Annotated in this window: 19 protein-coding genes and 1 tRNA gene; 7 read left to right on the top strand and 13 right to left on the bottom strand. The window is 68.6% G+C overall.

The genetic code is table 11. The features are described 5' to 3' along the window. Window positions 1-83: 83 nt before the first annotated feature. The gene (locus IMZ11_RS30860; protein ID WP_228645946.1) at window positions 84-776 is read right to left on the bottom strand and encodes a CoA pyrophosphatase; all 693 of its coding nucleotides are present in this window, start codon (window positions 774-776) and stop codon (window positions 84-86) included. Window positions 777-864: 88 nt separating this feature from the next. Beyond that, on the bottom strand, window positions 865-1,584 hold the full coding sequence (gene nth, locus IMZ11_RS30855; RefSeq protein ID WP_228645945.1) for an endonuclease III: 720 nt from the start codon (window positions 1,582-1,584) through the stop codon (window positions 865-867). Between the two features lie 82 nt (window positions 1,585-1,666). Here nth and IMZ11_RS30850 point away from each other — a divergent pair, with 82 nt between their 5' ends. Further along, window positions 1,667-2,347 (top strand): Crp/Fnr family transcriptional regulator, encoded by a 681-nt coding sequence (locus IMZ11_RS30850; RefSeq protein ID WP_061253927.1) that lies wholly within the window; start codon window positions 1,667-1,669, stop codon window positions 2,345-2,347. Here the strand turns inward: IMZ11_RS30850 and IMZ11_RS30845 are convergent. From IMZ11_RS30845 to IMZ11_RS30825, 5 genes are all read right to left on the bottom strand, one after another. Then, a complete protein-coding gene (locus IMZ11_RS30845; RefSeq protein WP_228645944.1) occupies window positions 2,344-3,135 on the bottom strand; it encodes an MBL fold metallo-hydrolase in 792 nt (263 codons plus the stop codon). The two genes, IMZ11_RS30850 and IMZ11_RS30845, sit on opposite strands and share 4 nt — an antisense overlap. A 40-nt stretch (window positions 3,136-3,175) precedes the next feature. Next, complete coding sequence (locus IMZ11_RS30840) at window positions 3,176-4,021, bottom strand: NUDIX hydrolase (RefSeq protein WP_228645943.1); 846 nt, start codon at window positions 4,019-4,021, stop codon at window positions 3,176-3,178. 181 nt (window positions 4,022-4,202) lie between these two features. Further along, window positions 4,203-4,664 carry a RidA family protein gene (locus IMZ11_RS30835; protein WP_061253930.1) on the bottom strand — a complete coding sequence of 154 codons (462 nt, stop codon included), beginning with the start codon at window positions 4,662-4,664 and terminating at the stop codon, window positions 4,203-4,205. Between the two features lies 1 nt (window position 4,665). Then, the gene (locus IMZ11_RS30830) at window positions 4,666-4,818 is read right to left on the bottom strand and encodes a DUF4177 domain-containing protein (RefSeq protein ID WP_143737071.1); all 153 of its coding nucleotides are present in this window, start codon (window positions 4,816-4,818) and stop codon (window positions 4,666-4,668) included. A gap of 70 nt (window positions 4,819-4,888) precedes the next feature. Then, window positions 4,889-5,833 (bottom strand): slipin family protein, encoded by a 945-nt coding sequence (locus IMZ11_RS30825; RefSeq protein WP_228645942.1) that lies wholly within the window; start codon window positions 5,831-5,833, stop codon window positions 4,889-4,891. Window positions 5,834-6,063: 230 nt separating this feature from the next. Here IMZ11_RS30825 and IMZ11_RS30820 point away from each other — a divergent pair, with 230 nt between their 5' ends. Both IMZ11_RS30820 and IMZ11_RS30815 read left to right on the top strand, forming a co-directional pair. Continuing rightward, window positions 6,064-7,080, top strand: a complete 1,017-nt coding sequence (locus tag IMZ11_RS30820; protein WP_228645941.1) for an ArsA-related P-loop ATPase — start codon at window positions 6,064-6,066, stop codon at window positions 7,078-7,080. A gap of 67 nt (window positions 7,081-7,147) precedes the next feature. Beyond that, window positions 7,148-8,275, top strand: a complete 1,128-nt coding sequence (locus IMZ11_RS30815) for an ArsA family ATPase (RefSeq protein WP_228645940.1) — start codon at window positions 7,148-7,150, stop codon at window positions 8,273-8,275. 32 nt (window positions 8,276-8,307) lie between these two features. On the opposite strand, the gene IMZ11_RS30810 is transcribed toward IMZ11_RS30815, so the two are convergent. Next, complete coding sequence (locus IMZ11_RS30810; RefSeq protein ID WP_061253934.1) at window positions 8,308-8,604, bottom strand: WhiB family transcriptional regulator; 297 nt, start codon at window positions 8,602-8,604, stop codon at window positions 8,308-8,310. 258 nt (window positions 8,605-8,862) lie between these two features. Here IMZ11_RS30810 and IMZ11_RS30805 point away from each other — a divergent pair, with 258 nt between their 5' ends. After that, window positions 8,863-11,079 carry a transglycosylase domain-containing protein gene (locus IMZ11_RS30805; protein WP_228645939.1) on the top strand — a complete coding sequence of 739 codons (2,217 nt, stop codon included), beginning with the start codon at window positions 8,863-8,865 and terminating at the stop codon, window positions 11,077-11,079. 128 nt (window positions 11,080-11,207) lie between these two features. Here the strand turns inward: IMZ11_RS30805 and IMZ11_RS30800 are convergent, their stop codons facing one another. Then, the gene (locus tag IMZ11_RS30800) at window positions 11,208-11,663 is read right to left on the bottom strand and encodes a GatB/YqeY domain-containing protein (protein ID WP_061253936.1); all 456 of its coding nucleotides are present in this window, start codon (window positions 11,661-11,663) and stop codon (window positions 11,208-11,210) included. 81 nt (window positions 11,664-11,744) lie between these two features. On the opposite strand from IMZ11_RS30800, the gene IMZ11_RS30795 reads away from it, so the two are divergent. Further along, complete coding sequence (locus IMZ11_RS30795; protein WP_228645938.1) at window positions 11,745-12,647, top strand: metallophosphoesterase; 903 nt, start codon at window positions 11,745-11,747, stop codon at window positions 12,645-12,647. Window positions 12,648-12,727: 80 nt separating this feature from the next. Beyond that, window positions 12,728-12,801: transfer RNA gene (locus IMZ11_RS30790), tRNA-Pro, on the top strand. A gap of 222 nt (window positions 12,802-13,023) precedes the next feature. Here IMZ11_RS30790 and IMZ11_RS30785 read toward each other — a convergent pair. Next, the gene (locus IMZ11_RS30785; RefSeq protein WP_228645937.1) at window positions 13,024-13,707 is read right to left on the bottom strand and encodes a DUF2125 domain-containing protein; all 684 of its coding nucleotides are present in this window, start codon (window positions 13,705-13,707) and stop codon (window positions 13,024-13,026) included. A 474-nt stretch (window positions 13,708-14,181) separates the two neighbouring features. Here IMZ11_RS30785 and IMZ11_RS30780 point away from each other — a divergent pair, with 474 nt between their 5' ends. Next, complete coding sequence (locus IMZ11_RS30780; protein ID WP_374463018.1) at window positions 14,182-14,931, top strand: class I SAM-dependent methyltransferase; 750 nt, start codon at window positions 14,182-14,184, stop codon at window positions 14,929-14,931. Between the two features lie 482 nt (window positions 14,932-15,413). On the opposite strand, the gene IMZ11_RS30775 is transcribed toward IMZ11_RS30780, so the two are convergent. The 3 genes from IMZ11_RS30775 to rox form a co-directional block, all read right to left on the bottom strand. After that, window positions 15,414-16,586: an FAD-dependent monooxygenase gene (locus IMZ11_RS30775; protein ID WP_228645936.1), complete on the bottom strand. Its 1,173-nt coding sequence runs from the start codon at window positions 16,584-16,586 to the stop codon at window positions 15,414-15,416. Then, complete coding sequence (locus tag IMZ11_RS30770) at window positions 16,583-17,038, bottom strand: GbsR/MarR family transcriptional regulator (protein WP_228645935.1); 456 nt, start codon at window positions 17,036-17,038, stop codon at window positions 16,583-16,585. The genes IMZ11_RS30775 and IMZ11_RS30770 overlap by 4 nt, the downstream gene beginning before the upstream one ends. Before the next feature lie 277 nt (window positions 17,039-17,315). Next, window positions 17,316-18,740 (bottom strand): rifampin monooxygenase, encoded by a 1,425-nt coding sequence (rox, locus tag IMZ11_RS30765; RefSeq protein WP_228645947.1) that lies wholly within the window; start codon window positions 18,738-18,740, stop codon window positions 17,316-17,318. Window positions 18,741-18,770: the final 30 nt, after the last annotated feature.

The raw sequence follows: 18,770 nt of genomic DNA, 5'->3' as shown, positions 1-18,770 counted from the left end.
AGCACAGCCCAAGACCAACTTTGCCGCCAGCTCACCGATCAGAAGCTGGACGAGTTACCCGGCCAAGATTGCGTGACGGGCCACTAGCCGCGGGAGGCGAGTCTCAGGACGTCGGGGGGCAGGTCCTCGACGCGTGACCGGTCCCAGGGCCGCTCGAACCCCGACACGGCCAGCACACGGTCGAGTATCCCCGCGGTGAAACCCCAGACGAGCAGGCCGCGCACCCGGAACGCGGGCGCGCCTCCCGGATCTCCCGCGAACGCGCGGGGCGGGTCCTCCTCCGGCGTGGCCCGGCCTCGTGGGTACCGCAGCCGCAACCGGTTGGCGGGATCGACGAGCTCGGCCACCGGGATCCGCTCGACGGACTCGACCTCGTCCGGCGAGGCGGCGTGCACGGCGCTGGGCGTGTGCCACCACCCGAGGACGGGCGTCACGCGGTTGTCACTGCGCCAGACGTAGAGTTCGGGCATCGTTCCGACGATCTTCACCCCGCGCGGGTCGAGACCGGTCTCCTCCTGGGCCTCACGCAGTGCGGCCCCTATGGGACCGTCGTCCTCGGGATCGACGCCGCCACCGGGAAAGGCGGGCTGGCCCGCATGCCTGCGGCCGTTGGAGCTGCGCTGGATGAGCAGGACGTCCGGCCCCGCAGATCCCTCGCCGAACAACAGGAGCACCGCGGCCCGCCGCCCGGCGCCGTCATCGGGAGGCCGCAGCACCTCGGGCACGGGGTTCCGTCCGGCGTTCGCCGCCAGATCCGTCAGCCAGCCGGGAACCAATGTCTCCTCCGATGCAGATCGAGCCGCGCGAGCCGTACAACCGCGGAACGGCGGTCAAGCTTCCCGAGGAAGCGGAACTTCCCTCGGATCAGGAGAAGGGACCTTCCTTCACGAGCCTGCCCGCCTCTGCGGGGTCGGTCGGCCCGGTGCCGTACGACGGGCAGAGGGCGGCGACGGAGCAGGCGCCGCAGGCGGGCCTGCGGGCGTGGCAGACGCGACGGCCGTGCCAGATCAGGCGATGCGAGAGCATCGTCCACTGGGATTTGGGGATCAGATCCCCGACCTCGTGCTCGATCTTGACGGCGTCGGTCGCGGTGGTCCAGCCGAAGCGCCCGGCCAGGCGGCTGAAGTGGGTGTCCACGGTGATGCCGGGGACGTCGAAGGCGTTGCCGAGCACCACGTTGGCGGTCTTGCGCCCCACTCCGGGGAGGGCGACGAGCTCCTTGAGCGTGCCGGGCACCTCGCCGTGGTGGCGGTCGCAGACGGCCTGGGCCATGCCGATGATGCTGTTGGTCTTGGCCCGGAAGAAGCCGGTGGATCTGATGATCTCTTCGAGCTGGTTCCGGTCGGCCGCCGCATAGTCAGCCGGTGTCCGATACTTCGCGAAAAGCACCGGAGTAACCATATTTACCCTTTTGTCCGTACACTGCGCCGAGAGGATCGTGGCGACCAGCAGTTCAAGGGGGTTGGCGAAGTCGAGTTCGCAATGAGCGTCAGGATAGGTTTCCGCCAGGATTCTGTTGATCCGCCGCGCACGGCGAACGAGAGCGAGCCGGGACTCCCCAGCCGTCTGAACTTTGCGGGACACCCCGTAAGACTACGCGGACGGCGTAGGTCACAATGGCTTGCACGGCGCCAACGACCGAGCGCGACCATTGCAAGGAGGCACCGTGAGCACCGACGACGTACTGAGCAAGGCGCCCCTGTTCTCCGCGCTCGACCGTGAGGGCGCCGCAGCACTGCGGACGAGCGTCACCGAGGTCGAGTTGTCCAAGGGACAGACCCTGTTCAGTGAGAACCAGACCGGCGACCGGCTCTACGTGGTGCTGGAAGGAAAGATCAAGCTGGCCCGCACCGCGCCCGACGGCAGGGAGAACCTGCTCAGCGTGCTGGGCCCCGGGGAGATGTTCGGCGAGCTCTCCCTGTTCGACCCCCGTCCGCGTACGGCTTCCGCCATCGCCCTGACGGACGTCCGCCTGGCCGGCCTGGGCCACGACGACCTGAGGCCGTGGCTCACCGGCCGCCCCGAGGTCGCGCTGCACCTGCTGCGCGCCCTCGCCCAGCGGCTCCGCCGTACGAACGATGTGCTGGCCGACCTGGTCTTCACCGACGTGCCCGGCCGTGTGGCCAAGCAGCTGCTGGATCTCGCCGACCGTTTCGGCCGCAAGACCGAGGACGGCCTCCGGGTCCACCACGACCTGACCCAGGAGGAGCTCGCCCAGCTCGTCGGCGCCTCCCGCGAGACGGTCAACAAGGCGCTGGCCGACTTCGCCCAGCGCGGCTGGCTGCGCATCGAGGCCAAGGCCGTGGTCATCCTGGACATGGAGCGGCTCTACAACCGCTCCCGCTAGAGCGACTTGAGATAGTCGAGCTGGGCCGCCACCGACATCTCGGCGGCGGGCCAGAGCGCGGGATCCACCTCGGCGTAGACGATCTCGACGATCTGCCGGGCGTCTCCGGCGCCGTCCCGGATGGCCTGCCGGATCTGGTCCAGGCGCAGGCGACGATGGGCGATGTACCCGTCCAGAACCCCCACGGGATCGGGCAGAACCGGGCCGTGGCCGGGCAGCAGCGCCTCCGCCTCAAGGATCTCGGCCCCCGCCCGCAGTTGGTCGAGGCTCCGTAGATAATCGGCCAGATCCCCGTCCGGCGCGATCACCGTGGTCCCCCGGCCCAGGATCGTGTCGCCCGTCAGCATCGCGCGGTCCTCGGGCAGCCAGAAGCAGAGCGAGTCGAACGAGTGCCCCGGGGTGCCGACGACCCTGACCTCCAGGCCGTCCAGGTCGATGACGTCGCCGTCCGCGAGCCCCTCACCGCCCAGCCGATGGCTCGGATCGAGTGCCCGGACCGGCGCGTTCACCATCTCGGCGAACGTGCGCGCGCCCCCGCTGTGGTCATGGTGCCCGTGCGTGAGCAGGACGGCCACGACCCTGCGCTCGGCCAGATGATCGGCCACCCGCCGGAGATGCGCGTCGTCGTCCGGTCCCGGATCCACCACCAGTACGGTTTCCGCCCGGCCGATGACCCAGGTGTTGGTGCCGTCCAGCGTCATCGGCGAGGGATTCGGGGCCAGCAGGCTGGTGGCGTGCGCCGTACCGGAACCGTCGATGCCCTCAACCGGGATCCGAATGCCGCTCATCTCTCCCCGTTCGCGGAAGGAGCCGTTCCCGTCGTCCCGTTCATGGCGTACGCCCCGGGACGGGGTCGGGGTCGGGGTCGGGGTCGGGGACGATCAGGACCATCTCGCCGTCCACCTCTGCGGCGGACGGCTGCACCGTCGTGATCGTGTGCTCCTCGCGCAGCACGTCGTCGATCGTCTCGAACCCGGCGAGTTCGGTCAACGTACGGAAGGTCGGCGGCATGAGCATGATCTCGCCCGCCTTCCCGCGGTCCAGGGCGGCGGCCGGGCTCATCCAAGCGACCGTGTCGGCCTCGCCCCCGACGTCGCGCGTGCGCTGGCCGGGCGGTAGCGCGGCGACGAAGAACCGGGTGTCGAACCGCTTGGTCTCGATCTCGGGCGTGATCCAGTGCGCCCACGCCCGGAGCAGATCGGAGCGCAGCACCAGACCGCGCCGGTCGAGGAACTCGGCGAACGAGAGCGTGCGGTCGATCAACGCGAGACGGTCGGCCTCCCAGTCGTCGCCGGTGGTGTCCGCCACGATCGTGGTCGCGCTCGGCCCCGCCAGGAGCACACCGGACTCCTCGAAGGTCTCCCGTACGGCGGCGCACACGAGACCGCGCGCCGTCCGCTCGTCCGTGCCGAAGGCCGCGGCCCAATCCGAGGGCGGAGGGCCCGCCCACGCGACCGCGTGGTCGGTGTCCCTGGGGTCGACCGAGCCTCCGGGGAACACGTAGGCGCCCGCGGCGAAGGCCATCGTCGCCTTTCTGCGCAGCAGATAGACCTCGAGCGGATCGTCACGGAGCACCACCACGGTGGCGGCGTCTCTGGCCGGCACGATCGGGACGCGCCCCGCGAGGATGTCCCGCGCCCGTTGCCCGATCTCTCCCGGAAGCGGGATCCCCATACACCCTCCACGCGGTAGTGCCTCTGTGCGACTCATTAGAACATCGTTCGGGTGACACGCCTACGGCGCCGGTGCGGTCACGTGAGGGGCGCCCGCCCGCGACGGTGGCGGGCGGGCGTCCCTCGATCGCGAGGAACGCTCCGGACGCCCCCGCGATCTCGCACCGCGTACGAGGAGGTGGTCAGCGGACCTCGGCGATCAGCTCGACCTCCACCGGAGCGTCCATCGGGAGGACCGCCACGCCGACGGCGCTGCGCGCGTGCTTTCCGGCGTCCCCGAGGATCTCCCCGAGTAGCTCGCTGGCGCCGTTGGCGACGGCCGGCTGGCCGGTGAAGCCCGGCGCGCTGGACACGAAGGCGACGACCTTCACGATCCTGACGATGTTCGACAGGTCGCCGACGACGGACTTCACCGCCGCGAGGGCGTTCAGCGCGCAGATCCGCGCCTGCGCCGCGGCGTCCTCGGCGGAGACCTCGGCGCCGACCTTGCCGGTGACGGCCAGCTTGCCGCCGACCATGGGAAGCTGGCCGGAGGTGTAGACGTAGTCGCCCGTACGGACCGCGGGCACGTACGCCGCGAGAGGAGCCACCACCTCGGGCAGGGTCAGCCCGAGGTCGGCGATGCGCTTTTCAGGGGTGCTCATATCACTTCGCTCGCTTCATGTAGGCGACAAGCTGCTCGGGGTTCGGCCCCGGGATGACGGAGACCAGCTCCCAGCCGTCCTCGCCCCAGTTGTCAAGAATCTGCTTCGTCGCGTGCGTCAGCAACGGCACCGTGACGTATTCCCACTTGGTCATGGGGCCAGGTTATCGACGGATCACGCCGCGCGTCCGAGCAGACGTCCCCGGTGGGAGGCACACTCGGCCCTCAGGGGGTCTCCGGGTTCCAGACGGGGTTCTGCACGGTGGGAGCGTGATCGGCTCCGTCGGCGGCAGCCGGAAGGCCGGAGAGCCCGGGAACGGACACCTGAGACTCGATCGCGGGCGACTCGTCGATCGCCTCGTCCACCGGCTCGGGCTCCTCTTTCTCCTCCTTCGCCGCCGCGGCCTGCGCCGCCACCGGGGCCATCCGGTCGAAGAAGCGCAACATCTCGACGGGCAGCGGCATCACCAGGGTGCTGTTCTTCTCCGCCGCGACCTCCACCACGGTCTGCAGCAGGCGAAGCTGCAGCGCGGCCGGGTCGGACGACATCTCCTTGGCCGCCGCGGCCAGGCGCTTGGACGCCTGGAACTCGCCGTCCGCCGTGATGATGCGGGCACGCCGCTCACGCTCGGCCTCGGCCTGGCGGGACATCGAGCGCTTCATGCCCTCGGGAAGCGCCACGTCCTTGATCTCGACCCGCTCGATCCTGATGCCCCACGGCCCCTCGGTGGGCTCGTCGATGACGTTCTTCAGCTTGGCGTTGAGCGCGTCGCGGTCGGAGAGGAGCTGGTCCAGCTCCGACTGGCCGATGACCGAGCGCAGCGAGGTCTGGGCGACCTGCGACACCGCGAAGAGATAGTTCTGCACGTTGACGACGGCCTTGATCGGGTCGATGACCCGGAAGTACACGACGGCGTCGACGCGTACCGAGACGTTGTCACGCGTGATCCCCTCCTGTGCGGGGACGCCCATCGTGACGATCTGCATGTTGACCTTCTGCATCCGGTCGATCATCGGAGCGACCAGATGAAGGCCGGGCCCCCGGACGTTCGACTGGATGCGCCCGAGACGGAAGACGATGCCCGTCTCGAACTGCTGAACGACCCTGATGCTGCGGGCCAGCACGATCAACACGAAGATCGCTAACATCAGGACCAACGCGAACAGCACCGACTCCACGATCGGTAACCCCTTTCCACCCCGTTATGCGAAAGCGATGACGCCTGCCCCAAGCCAATCCGTGCGCGAGCCGTACCGCAAGGGTCCCCAACGGACGGCCTCCGCGAAATCGACATGTGACCTTTGGGTAGCCTTCAAACCGTGAGCGAGCGGAGCGAGCGAACGATCCGGCGTGGCAGCGTCGCCGACGCCATTCCGACGCCCCCTGGCGAGGAGGAGCCGTGAGCGCTCGGGACACCGATTGGGACGGCGTGCGGCTGCACGTCGTCACCGGCAAGGGCGGCACGGGGAAGACCACCGTGGCCGCCGCGCTGGCCCTCGCACTCGCGGCGGGCGGCCGCAAGGTGCTGCTCGTCGAGGTCGAGGGCAGGCAGGGCATCGCCCAGGTCTTCGACCTGCCACCGCTGCCGTACGAGGAGCGGAAGATCGCCGTGGCCCCCGGCGGTGGCGACGTGTACGCCCTGGCGATCGACCCGGAAGAGGCCATGCTCGAGTACCTCGAGATGTTCTACGGCCTCAAGCGCATGGGCAAGGCGCTCACCCGGATGGGCGTGGTCGACTTCGCCACCACCATCGCTCCCGGCCTGCGCGACGTCCTCGTCACCGGCAAGACCAGCGAGGCCGTACGCCGCCGTGACAGGTCGGGCAGGCGGGTCTACGACGCGATCGTGATGGACGCGCCGCCGACCGGTCGGATCACCCGCTTCCTCAACGTCACCCAGGAGGTCGCCGGGCTGGCCCGGGTCGGCCCCGTCAAGAACCACGCCGACCTGGTGCGCGGGGTCGTCGCCTCTCCTGAGACGGCGGTCCATTTCGTCTCGCTCCTGGAGGAGATGCCGGTCCAGGAGACGCTGGACGGTGTCGCCGAACTGCACGGCGCCGAGCTGCCCGTCGGCGGTATCTTCATCAACATGGTCCGGCCGACCGGCCTGCCGAAGGACGTGCTGGACGCGGCACTCAAGAAACGCTTCGACCACGCGGAGCTCGCGCTCGGGCTGAAGGCCGCCGGCCTCGTCGGCGAGTCGGCGGAGGCGTCGGCGGACGCGTCGGCGATCGCCCAGGCCCTCGCCGAAGAGGTCACCGAGCACGCCCACAGGACCCGGCTGGAGAAGCGGGAGCGGGCGTCCCTGGCGAAGGCGGGGACGCCGCGTTATGAGCTGCCGCTCCTCGCCGACGGCACCGACCTGGCCGGGCTGTACGAACTCGCCGAGGCCATCCGCGCGCAGGGCGCGGCATGACCCGATCCCCTACGGCCCCGGCAGCCGCGGGTCGCCTCCGGACGTCCGGACGTCGAAAGGCAGAGCTGTGACCAAGACCGCGCCCGTTCTGGACATCGACGCGATCCTGGACGACGAGAACACGCGCATCATCGTGTGCTGCGGCTCCGGCGGCGTCGGCAAGACCACCACGGCGGCGGCCCTGGGGCTGCGGGCCGCGGAGCGCGGCCGTTCGGTCGTCGTGCTCACCGTGGACCCGGCGAAGCGGCTGGCCCAGGCCATGGGGCTCACCGAGCTGGACAACGTCCCGCGCCGGGTCAAGGGTGTCGGCTCCCAGGGCGAGCTGCACGCGATGATGCTCGACATGAAGCGGACCTTCGATGAGATCATCGAAGCGCACGCGGACCCCGAGCGCGCCCGCCAGATCCTGACAAATCCCTTTTATGAGTCGCTGTCGTCGAGCTTCTCCGGCACGCAGGAGTACATGGCGATGGAGAAGCTGGGCCAACTCCGCCGGTCCGGCGACTGGGACCTGATCATCGTCGACACGCCGCCGTCCCGGTCGGCGCTCGACTTCCTCGACGCGCCGGAACGCCTGGGGCGGTTCCTCGACGGGCGGCTCATCCGCATCCTGATGGCCCCCGCAAAGGCCGGGGGCAGGAGCGCGTTCAAGCTGCTCAACGCGGGTTTCGGCATCGTCGCCGGCGCGCTGACCAAGGTGCTGGGCGCTCAGGTGCTGAAGGACATCCAGATGTTCGTCTCGGCCCTCGACGCGGTATTCGGAGGCTTCAGGCAGCGAGCCGAGCAGACGTACAAGCTGCTGCAGGCGCCGGGAACGGCCTTCGTCGTGGTCGCCACGCCGGAACGCGACGCCATCCGCGAAGCCTCGTACTTCGTCGAGCGGCTGGCCGAGGAGCGCATGCCCCTGGCCGGGCTGGTCATCAACCGGCTGCACCGCTCGCCGGCGCCCGCCCTGTCCGCCGCCCGGAGCACCGCGGCGGCGGAGGACCTGGAGTCCCGCGGCGAGCACGAGCTGGCCTCCGCCGTACTGCGACTGCACGCGGGACGGATGCAGCTCGCCGCCCGCGAGCAGCGCGAGCAGGAACACTTCATGTCGGCGCATCCGACCGTGCCGATCGCCCACGTCCCCGCGATGGCCGAGGACGTGCACGATCTGGACGGGCTGCGCGAGATCGGAGATCTCCTCGCGTCATGACCTGTGGAGGAGGGAGGGGGTGAATCCCCGGCTCATCCGGCGATGAGCTCGTTGGTTCGCTCGTACTCTTCCTTGGCCGACTCCAGCAAGTCGCGCCAGGAGTTCACATCGGGCCGGCGCCTCAGCAGCGCACGGCGTTCCCGCTCGGTCATACCGCCCCACACCCCGAACTCGATGCGGTTGTCCAGCGCATCGGCGAGGCACTCGGTACGGACCGGGCATCCCCGGCAGATCAGCTTCGCCCGGTTCTGCGCGGCGCCCTGCACGAAGAGAGCGTCAGGATCCGCACCTCGACAGGCGGCACGGGAGGTCCAATCCGTGATCCACATGTTCGACCCCACTCCCCTTAAGGTGGTCAGTCGTCATTTCGGCCGACGGGCGCGGGCGTCGAGCCTCCTAGTTGCATTGCCGCAGAGGAGAACGTACGCAACAAGTCGATCGGACCGACAGACCCGGGCGGACCAATTTCCCAGATGGTCATGTCAGGCCATGTGGCCGGGAATGACTAGTCCTCCCCGAGACGGCGCAGTGTAAAGTAGGGACCTCCGGTAGCGATCGAGTACTCCGCTCGACGTACCCTTGGTTACGTGCAAGCTCAAGGCAAAGCTCAGGCAACGGCGCTTGGAACCGTCCTGCGGCTGATCGCCGCCGCGGGAGCGGCGGGGGTGCTGGCGGCGGCCATCGCGCTACCGGCGGTCGGCGGTGCGGGCATCACGGTGAAGTCCGTCAAGGAAGAGCTGAACATCGCTCCGGAGGACCTCGACGAGCCTCCGCTTCCCGAGAAGACCACGCTGCTCGACGCGGGCGGCAAGCAGATCGCGCAGTTCTACTTCCAGAACCGGGAGTCCGTCCCGCTCGACAAGATCTCTCCGATCATGCGGAAGGCCATTGTCGCGATCGAGGACTTCCGTTTCTATGAGCACGGAGCACTCGACCTTGAGGGCACGAGCCGCGCTCTCATCAAGAACCTCACCACGGGGGGCGTCACCCAGGGCGGCTCCTCGATCACTCAGCAATACGTCAAGCAGGTCATCTTCAACAAGGCCGAGACCGAAGAGGATAAGGCCGCGGCCATCGCACCGACCCTCTCGCGCAAACTCAACGAGATCCGGTACGCCATGGCCATCGAGAAGAAGTACTCGAAGGACGAGATTCTCAACCGATATCTCAACATCGCGTATTTCGGGGCGGGATCTTACGGCATCGAGGCGGCGTCCAAGCGATTCTTCGGCAAGCACGCCTCCGAGCTCGATCTCGTCCAGGCCGCCACTCTGGCGGGAGCCGTACAGAACCCGAACAACACCGACCCGAACCTGGGCAAGGCGTACCGGGACCGGCTGATCACCCGGCGCAACACCGTGCTGGACCGGATGGCCGAGCTGAAGATCATCACGCTGGAGGAGGCCGCGAAGGCCAAGACCAAGAAGCTCGGCTACAAGGACAAGCCCATCCCCGGTGGCTGCGAGGAGAGCGAGTTCCCCTACTTCTGCCTGTACGTCCAGAACGAGATCCTGCACGACGAGCAGTTCGGCAAGTCCGAGAAGACCCGGCGGGAGTTCCTCAACCGGGGCGGTCTGACCATCAAGACCACCCTGAACCGCGACATGCAGAAGGCCGCCGAGAAGGCGATCAAGAAATACGTCCACACGGGCGACAAGCCCGTCGCGTCCGAGGCACTCGTCGAGCCGGGCACCGGCGCGATCCGCGCGATGGCGGCGAGCCGGAAGTTCGGGACCAACCACAAGAAGAACGAGATGTCGTTCAACGTCGTCGCGGATGCCCTGCACGGCGGCGGCACCGGCTTCCAGGCCGGCTCGACGTTCAAGATGTTCACCCTGGTGACCGCCCTCAAGGAGGGCATGAAGTTCGGTGACGGCTTCAACACGGGCGCCACTTTCCAGGCCAACGGGTACTCCGACTTCAAGAACTGCAAGGGTGAGAACGTCGGTGACCCCACCACCGCCCAGGGCAACTCCGAGGGCGGCGCCGGCGGGTTCAGGACGCTGGAGACCGGCACCTGGGGCTCGGTGAACACCTTCTTCATGACGCTGGAGCGGAAGGTGGGGCTCTGCGACGTCGTCAAGACCGCCAAGGACTTCGGCATCAAGCGGGCCGACGGCCAGAAACTGCGCGAGTTCCAGACCTTCACCCTCGGCTTCAACGAGATGGACCCGGTGACCGTGGCGTCCGCGTACGCGACCCTCGGCGCACGCGGCAAGTACTGCGCCCCGATGGCGATCACGGAGATCGTCGACCGGTTCGGCAAGGTCACCGCCTTCAAGCCTGAGTGCAAGCAGGCCGTGGAAGAGGAGATCGCGGACGCGGCCACCAACATCCTCGAAGGCGTGTTCACCAAGGGCACCATGCGCGGCGTCGGCGGAATCGGCAGGGACGCCGCGGGCAAGACCGGTACCGGCGACCAGTCACGGACCGTGTGGTTCGCCGGGTTCACGCCGGATCTCGCCGGCGCGGTCAGCCTCGGCGACCCTCGCGGCCCGGTGCGTTACCCGCTGGGCGGCCAGGTCATGGGCGGGCGTACCTACGGCTCGGTGTTCGGCGCCACCATCCCGGGCCCGATCTGGAAGGACACGATGCTGGGGGCGCTCAAGGGCGTCTCTGCCACGTCGTTCGTCGCGCCCGACATGTCGAGGTTCGGCGGCTGCACCCAGCAGTGCGCCCCCAAGCGTCCCGCTCGCGATGATCGGGGCGGTGACCGCGGGGGCGACGGCGGAGACCACGGCCGAGGCAACGGCCGCGGTCACGGAAACGACGACGGCGGCGGCGGTCCCATCATCATCGACTGAGGTCGCCTCACGGCGACGGTCGTGGGCCGGCGGGTACCCCCGCCGGCCCACGACCGTCCGCTGCCCTGACCTGTCGCCCGCGCGTCCGCGGCCCGGGTCAGCGGGCTCGTGCGCGTCCGCGGCCCGGCTCAGCCGGCCAGCCGGGCGCGTACGGCCTGGGCGACACGGCCGCCTTCGGCGCGGCCCGCGACCTTCGGGTTGAGAACCTTCATGACCTGGCCCATCGCCTTGGGACCCTCGGCACCGCTCTCCGCGATCGCCTCGTCCACGAGACGGTTCAGCTCGTCGTCGGAAAGCTGCGCGGGGAGGTACTCCTCAAGGACGGCCTGCTCGTCCAGCTCGGCCTGCGCCTGCTCGGCGCGTCCGGCGTTCGCGAAGGCCTCGGACGCCTCACGGCGCTTCTTCGCCTCCCGGGTCAGCACCTTGACGATCTCCTCGTCGGAAAGCTCGCGGGCCTCCTTGCCCGCCACCTCCTCGACGTTGACGGCGGCCAGGGCCATCCGGATGGTCCGGAGGCGTACCTCGTCACGGGCCTTCATCGAAGCCGAGAGATCGGCCTTCAGCTTGTCCTTCAACGCACTCATAGGGTCCATCTTGCCGTCTCGGCGGGCCGGATCTCGCCTCGTTATCCCTGAGCCGCCGCCCGGGTCGGGCATGATGGCTGTGTGAGGAAAGCTGTGGCGGTTCCCTTGTCCCTGCTCGGTCTCGGCGTGGCCGGTCTCGGTTACGCCTCCATCGTGGAACGGAACTGGTTCCGCCTGCGGCGCTTCGACGTGCCCGTTCTCGATCCCGGGCAACGGCCGATCCGGATCCTGCAGATCTCCGACCTGCATCTCACCCCGGGACGCTCCAGGTTGATCAACTGGGTGCGTTCTCTCGCGTCCCTCCAGCCCGACCTGGTGGTGAACACGGGTGACACGCTGGCCCACCCGGACGCGATCCCGGCCTACATGCACGCGGTCGAACCCCTGCTCGACCGGCCCGGCATGTTCGTGTACGGGTCGAACGACCTGTACGCGCCACGCCCCAAGAACCCGGCCAGGTACCTCTGGCGTACGTCCAAGAACGACGCGCGGCAGCACATCCCGAACCTGCCCTGGGACGAGCTCGGCTCCGCGATGACCGCGGCGGGCTGGCTCGACATGAACAACACGACGGCCCGCCTGAAGGTCGGCGACCTGGACATCCACGTCGGCGGCATCCACGACTCGCACATCGACCGCGACCGGTACGACGTGATCGCCGGTCCCGCCCCCTCCGACGCCGATCTGCGGCTGGGCGTCATGCACTCGCCCGAGCCGCGGAACATGTCGCGCTTCGCCGCCGACGGGTACCAGCTCCTGCTCGCCGGTCACACGCACGGCGGCCAGCTGTGCATCCCCTTCTACGGGGCGCTGGTGACGAACTGCGGCATCGACCGGGCTCGCGTCAAAGGGCTGAGCAGGCACGAAAGCTCCTGGCTGCATGTGTCGGCCGGCCTCGGCACCTCGCCGTACGCACCGGTGCGGTTCTCCTGCCCTCCGGAGGCGACGCTTCTCACGCTCGTTCCCCGGCGGACCTCATCGTGATCATCCGGTCCGGGGATGACACAAGCACGACCAAAGTCCGCTAGACTTTGCGAGGCGCAGGGCGAACAAGCTCTGCGCACCGGGGTGTAGCGCAGCTTGGCAGCGCGCTTCGTTCGGGACGAAGAGGCCGTGGGTTCAAATCCCGCCACCCCGACCCAGCAAGACCAGCTCAAAGGCCAGTTCCGATCATCGGGACTGGCCTTCTGCTTTGTCTGAGTGACTACCTGCGTAACTATGGCCTCTCCCTACGGCCACTCGCCGCACAAGCATCCCCAGGTCCGGGCCTGGGCGGCCGACAACGATGTTGAGCAACTCTGAGATGGGTCATCGGTGGCGTCCGTGGAGCTCAGCACGAGTGCAACGATCAGCCGTGTGGTCAGGGCCTGTAGATCGGCAGCGGCAGATAGCAGCTGAAGTGGTCGGCCACGATGTCTGCCACGGCCTCCGCATCGTCGAGCCCATCAACCTCAAGTACTCGTATGCCCAGGCGACGAGCGGAGCGGGCGGCCTCGTCGGCGACGAGGCGGTCTCGGGCGAGTCGGCTGCGCTGTGCTCGATCGGGGTCGCTGACCGCGCGAGCGACGACGGCGGCACGGGGCAGTTCGCGGAGCTGACGCTCACGGAATTCCTCGCTCGGCACCATCACGATCATTCGACGGGGTGAGTCGATGATGGGGGCGACCAGTTCCGGACGCAGTCCCCAACCTTCGGCGATGATGGGTCGCCCCGACACCAGGGCGCGCAGGTCGTCCAAAGCCCACTCGAACCGCGTGGGGAAGCCGGCCAGGGTCTCGTCGGCCATCTCTTGAGGGCTGGTGTTCACCCAGACGCTGTCCGGGTCGGGGTCTGCGGTGGGCTCGCCAAGTCGCACTCGGCGTGCGATCCGACGGTCATTGTGTGCACGCGCGTCGTGATAGTCGTAGTGGTACGCGGTCAGCCCGTACCGGGTGGCCAGCAGCCTGGCGACGGTGGATTTGCCGGCCCATTGGCCACCTCCGATCCATAGGGCGCTGCGCAAAGTGCCGAACGGATCCCAGACCTCACTACCTGTAGCGTTCACGGTTACAGCCTGGCAACGTACAGACCCAAGAACCAGTCTTGTTCTGCCTGCCTGGCCGGGAGATGCTCGTAGAGAGGGGCAGCGGCGGCACTCTGTCCGCTCGACGATGGTTCACATCACACAAGGATGACTCTGCGCCTCCCGCGGCAGCAGGGGGACAACACCCTCCTCCCGACCGCGTGGCCACGGTAACCCTCGCCGCCAGGGCCACAACTGACGGTCATGTGCACGGGCTCAGACGTGCAAACGGAGAAGGTTCCTCTCCATGGATCGGACCACCTCTGACCGAGGACATGGTTCGGCGGGCCGAGGAAACTCTCGGAGTTCGGTTGCCACGGAGTTACGTGGTGCTGATATATCGGCAGAACGGCGGTGTTCGGGCGGTTGTCACCCAGTTGGTCACCCACTCCCTGCCTTCCGATCTACCAGCGAAGCCTCTGAAGGGTGGCCGCCCTGTCGAAGGTGACTGCCATGATGGGCATGTCTCCCGCGATCGAGAACTCCGCCGGGCCCGCCGACCAGGCCGTGCCCAACGACTACGACAGCTTCGCCGAGGCGTACGCGGCCGAAACCGAGGCCAACCTCATCAACGGCTACTACACGCGGCCCGCGATCCTGGACCTGGCCGGTGACGTGGCCGGGCGGCGGATCCTCGATGTCGGCTGCGGTGCCGGTCCTCTGCTCGCGGCGCTGCGCGAGCAGGGCGCCATCGTGACCGGCGTCGACCCCAGCGCCAAGATGCTGGACCTGGCCCGGCAGCGGCTCGGCGAGGGCGCGGCCCTGCGTCAGGCTGGTCTGGGCGATGATCCTCTGCCGTTCCCTGATGGCGCGTTCGACGATGCCATCGTGTGCCTGGTCCTGCACTACCTGGAGGACTGGAAGGCACCACTCGCCGATCTGCGGCGCGTGCTGGCTCCCGGCGGCCGACTCATCGTGGCAGTCAATCACCCCTTCGTCTACAAGTTGGTCTATCCCGATGCCAGCTACTTCGCGACCCGTGAGCACTCCGAGGATTACACCTTCAGCGGCCAGAGCGCCGTGCTGACGTATTGGCACCGGCCGCTGCACGCGATGACCGACGCCTTCAGCGCGGCCGGCTTCCGGATCTCCGTCATCAGCGAACCGCATCCGGCGTCAGGCGCGCACGAACTGTTCCCCGACGTCCTCAAAGAAGCCGATTCGGCCTTCCTGTGCTTCCTGTTCTTCGTCCTGGAAGCCGTTTAGCCTCCACGATCAAGGAGGTGACCTGCGGAGGCCTGGGCGTGCGGCTCTCCGGCCGGTCCCGGACGTCGGCGGCTCGGGCCGCCCCGTAGAAGCACCCTGCCCAGATGAAACCCGCCGCCCCTGCACACGCAGCCGCCCGCCGCTCCGCCACCGGCCCCAACCGCTTCGCGGCTCCTTCGGCGTCCTTCGGATCGGCGCCGACCGCTGCGCTCCCGCACGCAGCCGGTCATGGTCGCTCGCCGTACCTTCCCTGTTCGTGGCTCTCGGTCGGCGTCAACGCCGTCTGATCCCGTTGGGTGTGGGTTTCTGTGCACAACGCTGGCGGACGGACACGTGAAGACGGCGTTGACCACTTGGTCGGGCCACTTCTTAACGGCGGAAACTGGCCGCGTGATCACCGTCACAAGGATCTTGGCGTTCACGCTGGTTGGTGATGACTTCCGGGGTTCGGGTGACTCGGCCTTCGGGGTAGCTCGGGCGGGTCAGCTATGTGGGAGTGCGTCAGGCGTTGCCGGCAGGATCGGGGGTGTCCAGTCCCACAGGGGACCGAGCGTGCGGGGCGCGAGGCGCGCCCACAGCGTTGAGGGAGTGAGCCGGAGGGCGAGAACGGTCAGGGCATGGATGATCGGCCCGGCATTGATCACTTGAAGACCGGCCTGGCGGGCGTTGCGGGCGATGGCCTGGGTTCGGGGGCGACGCTGAGCATCGTAGGCGTCCAGCGCCGCGCGTACGGGTGCGTTGTCGGCGAGGGCGGCGGCCAGGACGACGGCGTCTTCGATCGATTGCCCGGCGCCTTGGCCGCGATCAGGGCTCATGGCGTGGGCGGCGTCGCCGAGCAGGGCGATCCGGCCGCTGGTGTAGGCAGGTAGATCGGGTAGGTCGTGGATGTCGAGGTGGCGGACCTGTTCGGGCGGCGTGGCCTCCAGGAGGGTGGGGATCGGGTCGTGCCAGCCGGAGACTCGCCGCCGCACTTCCTCCAATTCGTCGTCGAAGCGGACGCCGGGCCGGTCGGCGGCAGTGCCCAGCGCCCAGTAGACCTGGCGCGGTGCGACGGGGTGGATGAGGAAGTAGCTGCCGCGGCCCAGGGTCATGCTGCCGCCCACTGGGATGGAAGTGTCGGCCAGACCGAGCCAGGCGGTGTAGCCGAGGAAGCGCGGGGCGGGGGCCTGCGGCCACAGCAGGCGACGGGTGAGGCTGTGGATGCCGTCGGCGCCGACGACCAGGTCGGCGTCCTGCCGGCCGGCGGTGTGGGTGACGGTCACCTTCTCGGAGGCCTGGGCCAGGCCGGTGACCTCGACGCCGGTGTGCACCACGTCCTCGGGCAGCGCCTGTCGGAGCAGCCTGTGCAGGGCGGCGCGTCGGAAGGCGCGCAGCGGCGGGTTCTGGCCGGTGGGGGCGCGCAGCAGGTGGCGACCTGAGGGCAGGCGCATGGCGTGGGTGGCCCAGGTCGGCATGCTCGCCGCTTGGGCCTGTTCGGCCAGGCCGAGTTCGGCCAGGGCGCGCATCGCGTTGGGCGATTGCGACAGGCCGGCACCCACCTCGCCGAAGGTGTGCACGCGCTCCAGCACGTCCACCTGCCAGCCAATGCGGCGCAGGGCGACGGCGGCGGCCAGACCGCCGATGCCGCCCCCGATCACGATCGCGTGGCCGGTCATGGATCCTCCTTGTCCAGCGGTGGGGCCTGTTCGAACACCTTGGCCATCCACGCGAAGGTGGCGTGCGCTTGACGGACGCGTGCGGCCCGTTCGGCGTCGGGCCCGAGCAGATCGAGGCCATGGCGGGTGATGTCGAGGAAAGAGGCGATGCCCGCCACCTGCTGCCGCACCACCGCCTGCCAGGCGTCGTCGGCCATCCGGTAGTACATGGTGCGATCGCCCGGCCGGGTCCTCCATGTGAGGAAGCCCATGCCGGTCAGCAACCGCAGGTTCATGGTCAACGACGCGCGGCTGGCGCCGATGGCGGCGCTGATCTGGCCGGCCGACTGCTCCGGCGGATCGCAGACCATCAGCCAGCCCAGGATCCGCCCGGCGATCGGCGGCACGCCGTCGCGTGCCAGGTACATGGCGACCTGCTCGGCCCATTCCAGCAGTTGTTCGTCATCGGCCATACGAATCCCCTCCTTTCGCGAGTTTCAGTATGAGCTAAAATCCGCGTATCCGACAAGATGGTGAGCCGGAAGGGCGCTACCGCGGCCGGCCGCCCGCCCTGGACGGCGCCCGCCGCAAGGAAGTGCGGGAGGCGTTCCAGGACCAGGGAACCTCGATCGCCACCCTCGCACGCGCCCATGGGGTGAGCCGGGCCGCCGTACGGACAGCGCCGGCCGACCTCTTGTCCGAGCAGCCCACCGGAGAAGCGCCGATCACCTGAGTGGCGGCTCGCCGCAGCTATAGGAGTTCCGGGCCGAACCAGCGGGAGAGGTGGTCGTCCAGGTCCTGCTGATCGTCGCCGATCCAGGCGACGTGGCCGTCGGGGCGTAGCAGGACGCACGGAACATCCAGTACCGCAGTGGGATCTGCGAGGTAGTCGACCCGGTCTGACCAGCCGCCGACGGTCAGGCGTTCGGTGCGGTCCAGCAGCAGGCCGTGGCCGCGATGCAGCAGATCGTAGAGGTGGCCCTGTTCCACTTCGATGTCGCGCAGGCGGCGGCCGAGCAGGTCGGGGCCTGCGCCGAAGTCGTAGCGGATGCCGATCGCGGTGATCTTCTCGATCAGATGGCGGTTCACCTCGTCGAGGTCCATCAGTTCGGTGAACAGCCTGCGCACGGCCTGCGGGCCCGGTTCGGTGGACAGCAGTTCCATCTGGGCGCGGGTGTTGTCCAGCACGTCCTCGGCGACCGGATGACGTTCGGCCTGGTAGGTGTCCAGCAGTGTTTCCGGCGCCCAGCCGCGGATCTGCGCGGCCAGTTTCCAGCCGAGGTTGAACGCGTCCTGAACACCCAGGTTGAGGCCCTGTCCGCCGATGGGTGGATGGATGTGTGCCGCGTCGCCGGCCAGCAGCACCCGCCCGACCCGATAACGTGCGGCCAGCCGGGTGGCGTCCCCGAAGCGGGACAACCAGCGCGGGGAGTGCACACCGAAATCGGTTCCGGCGATGGTGCGCAGCTGTTGTTTGAAATCCTCAAGGGTGGGCGGTTCCGCGCGATCGCTGACCCCTGCGGCGGGGACGACGACGCTGTAGATCCCTTCGCCAAAGGGCCGGAGCCAGAATCGCTTGTCGGTCTCGCCGATTTCGGTCACCTTGGCGGCGATCTCCTCCTGTGGCGCACTCACTTCCATCTCGCCCATCAGCGTCTCGGTCCGCGAGGGCTCGCCGGGGAAACCGATGCCGAGCAGCTTGCGTACCGTACTGCGCGCGCCGTCACAGCCGACGAGGTAGCGCGAACGCAGTTGTTCCCCGTCGGCCAGCTCGACGGTCACGCCCTCGTCGTCCTGCTCGAAAGCGGCCACCGCACAACCGTGCCGGACCTGCGCACCCAGTTCGATCGCATGTTCATCGAGCAGGCGATTGATGACAGGCTGCGGGATGCCCAGCAGATAGGTGTGCGCGGAATCCAGGCCCTCGGGCGCGGGTTTGGTGATGGCGGCGAAGAAACCGCCGGCCGGACGCTGTCTTCCGTGTCGGAGAATACGATCCAGCAGTCCGCGCATTGCCATCACTTCGAGACTGCGAATATGCAGACCGACGATGCGGACGAACGACACGGGCTCGGTTTCCTTCTCCAGAACGAGTACCCGCACATTGTGCAGCCGCAGTTCGGCGGCCAGCATCGCACCGGTCGGCCCGCACCCGGCAATGATCACGTCGAACATGAGGGGCGCGCGATCGGCGTCGGAGGCCGG

Origin of the sequence: Microtetraspora sp. AC03309 (assembly GCF_020826795.1) — a bacterium.
Classification (GTDB): Bacteria; Actinomycetota; Actinomycetes; order Streptosporangiales; family Streptosporangiaceae; genus Microtetraspora; species Microtetraspora glauca.
Note: the sequence above shows the minus strand (reverse complement) of the source record. Positions and strands in the feature narration are given on the sequence as shown.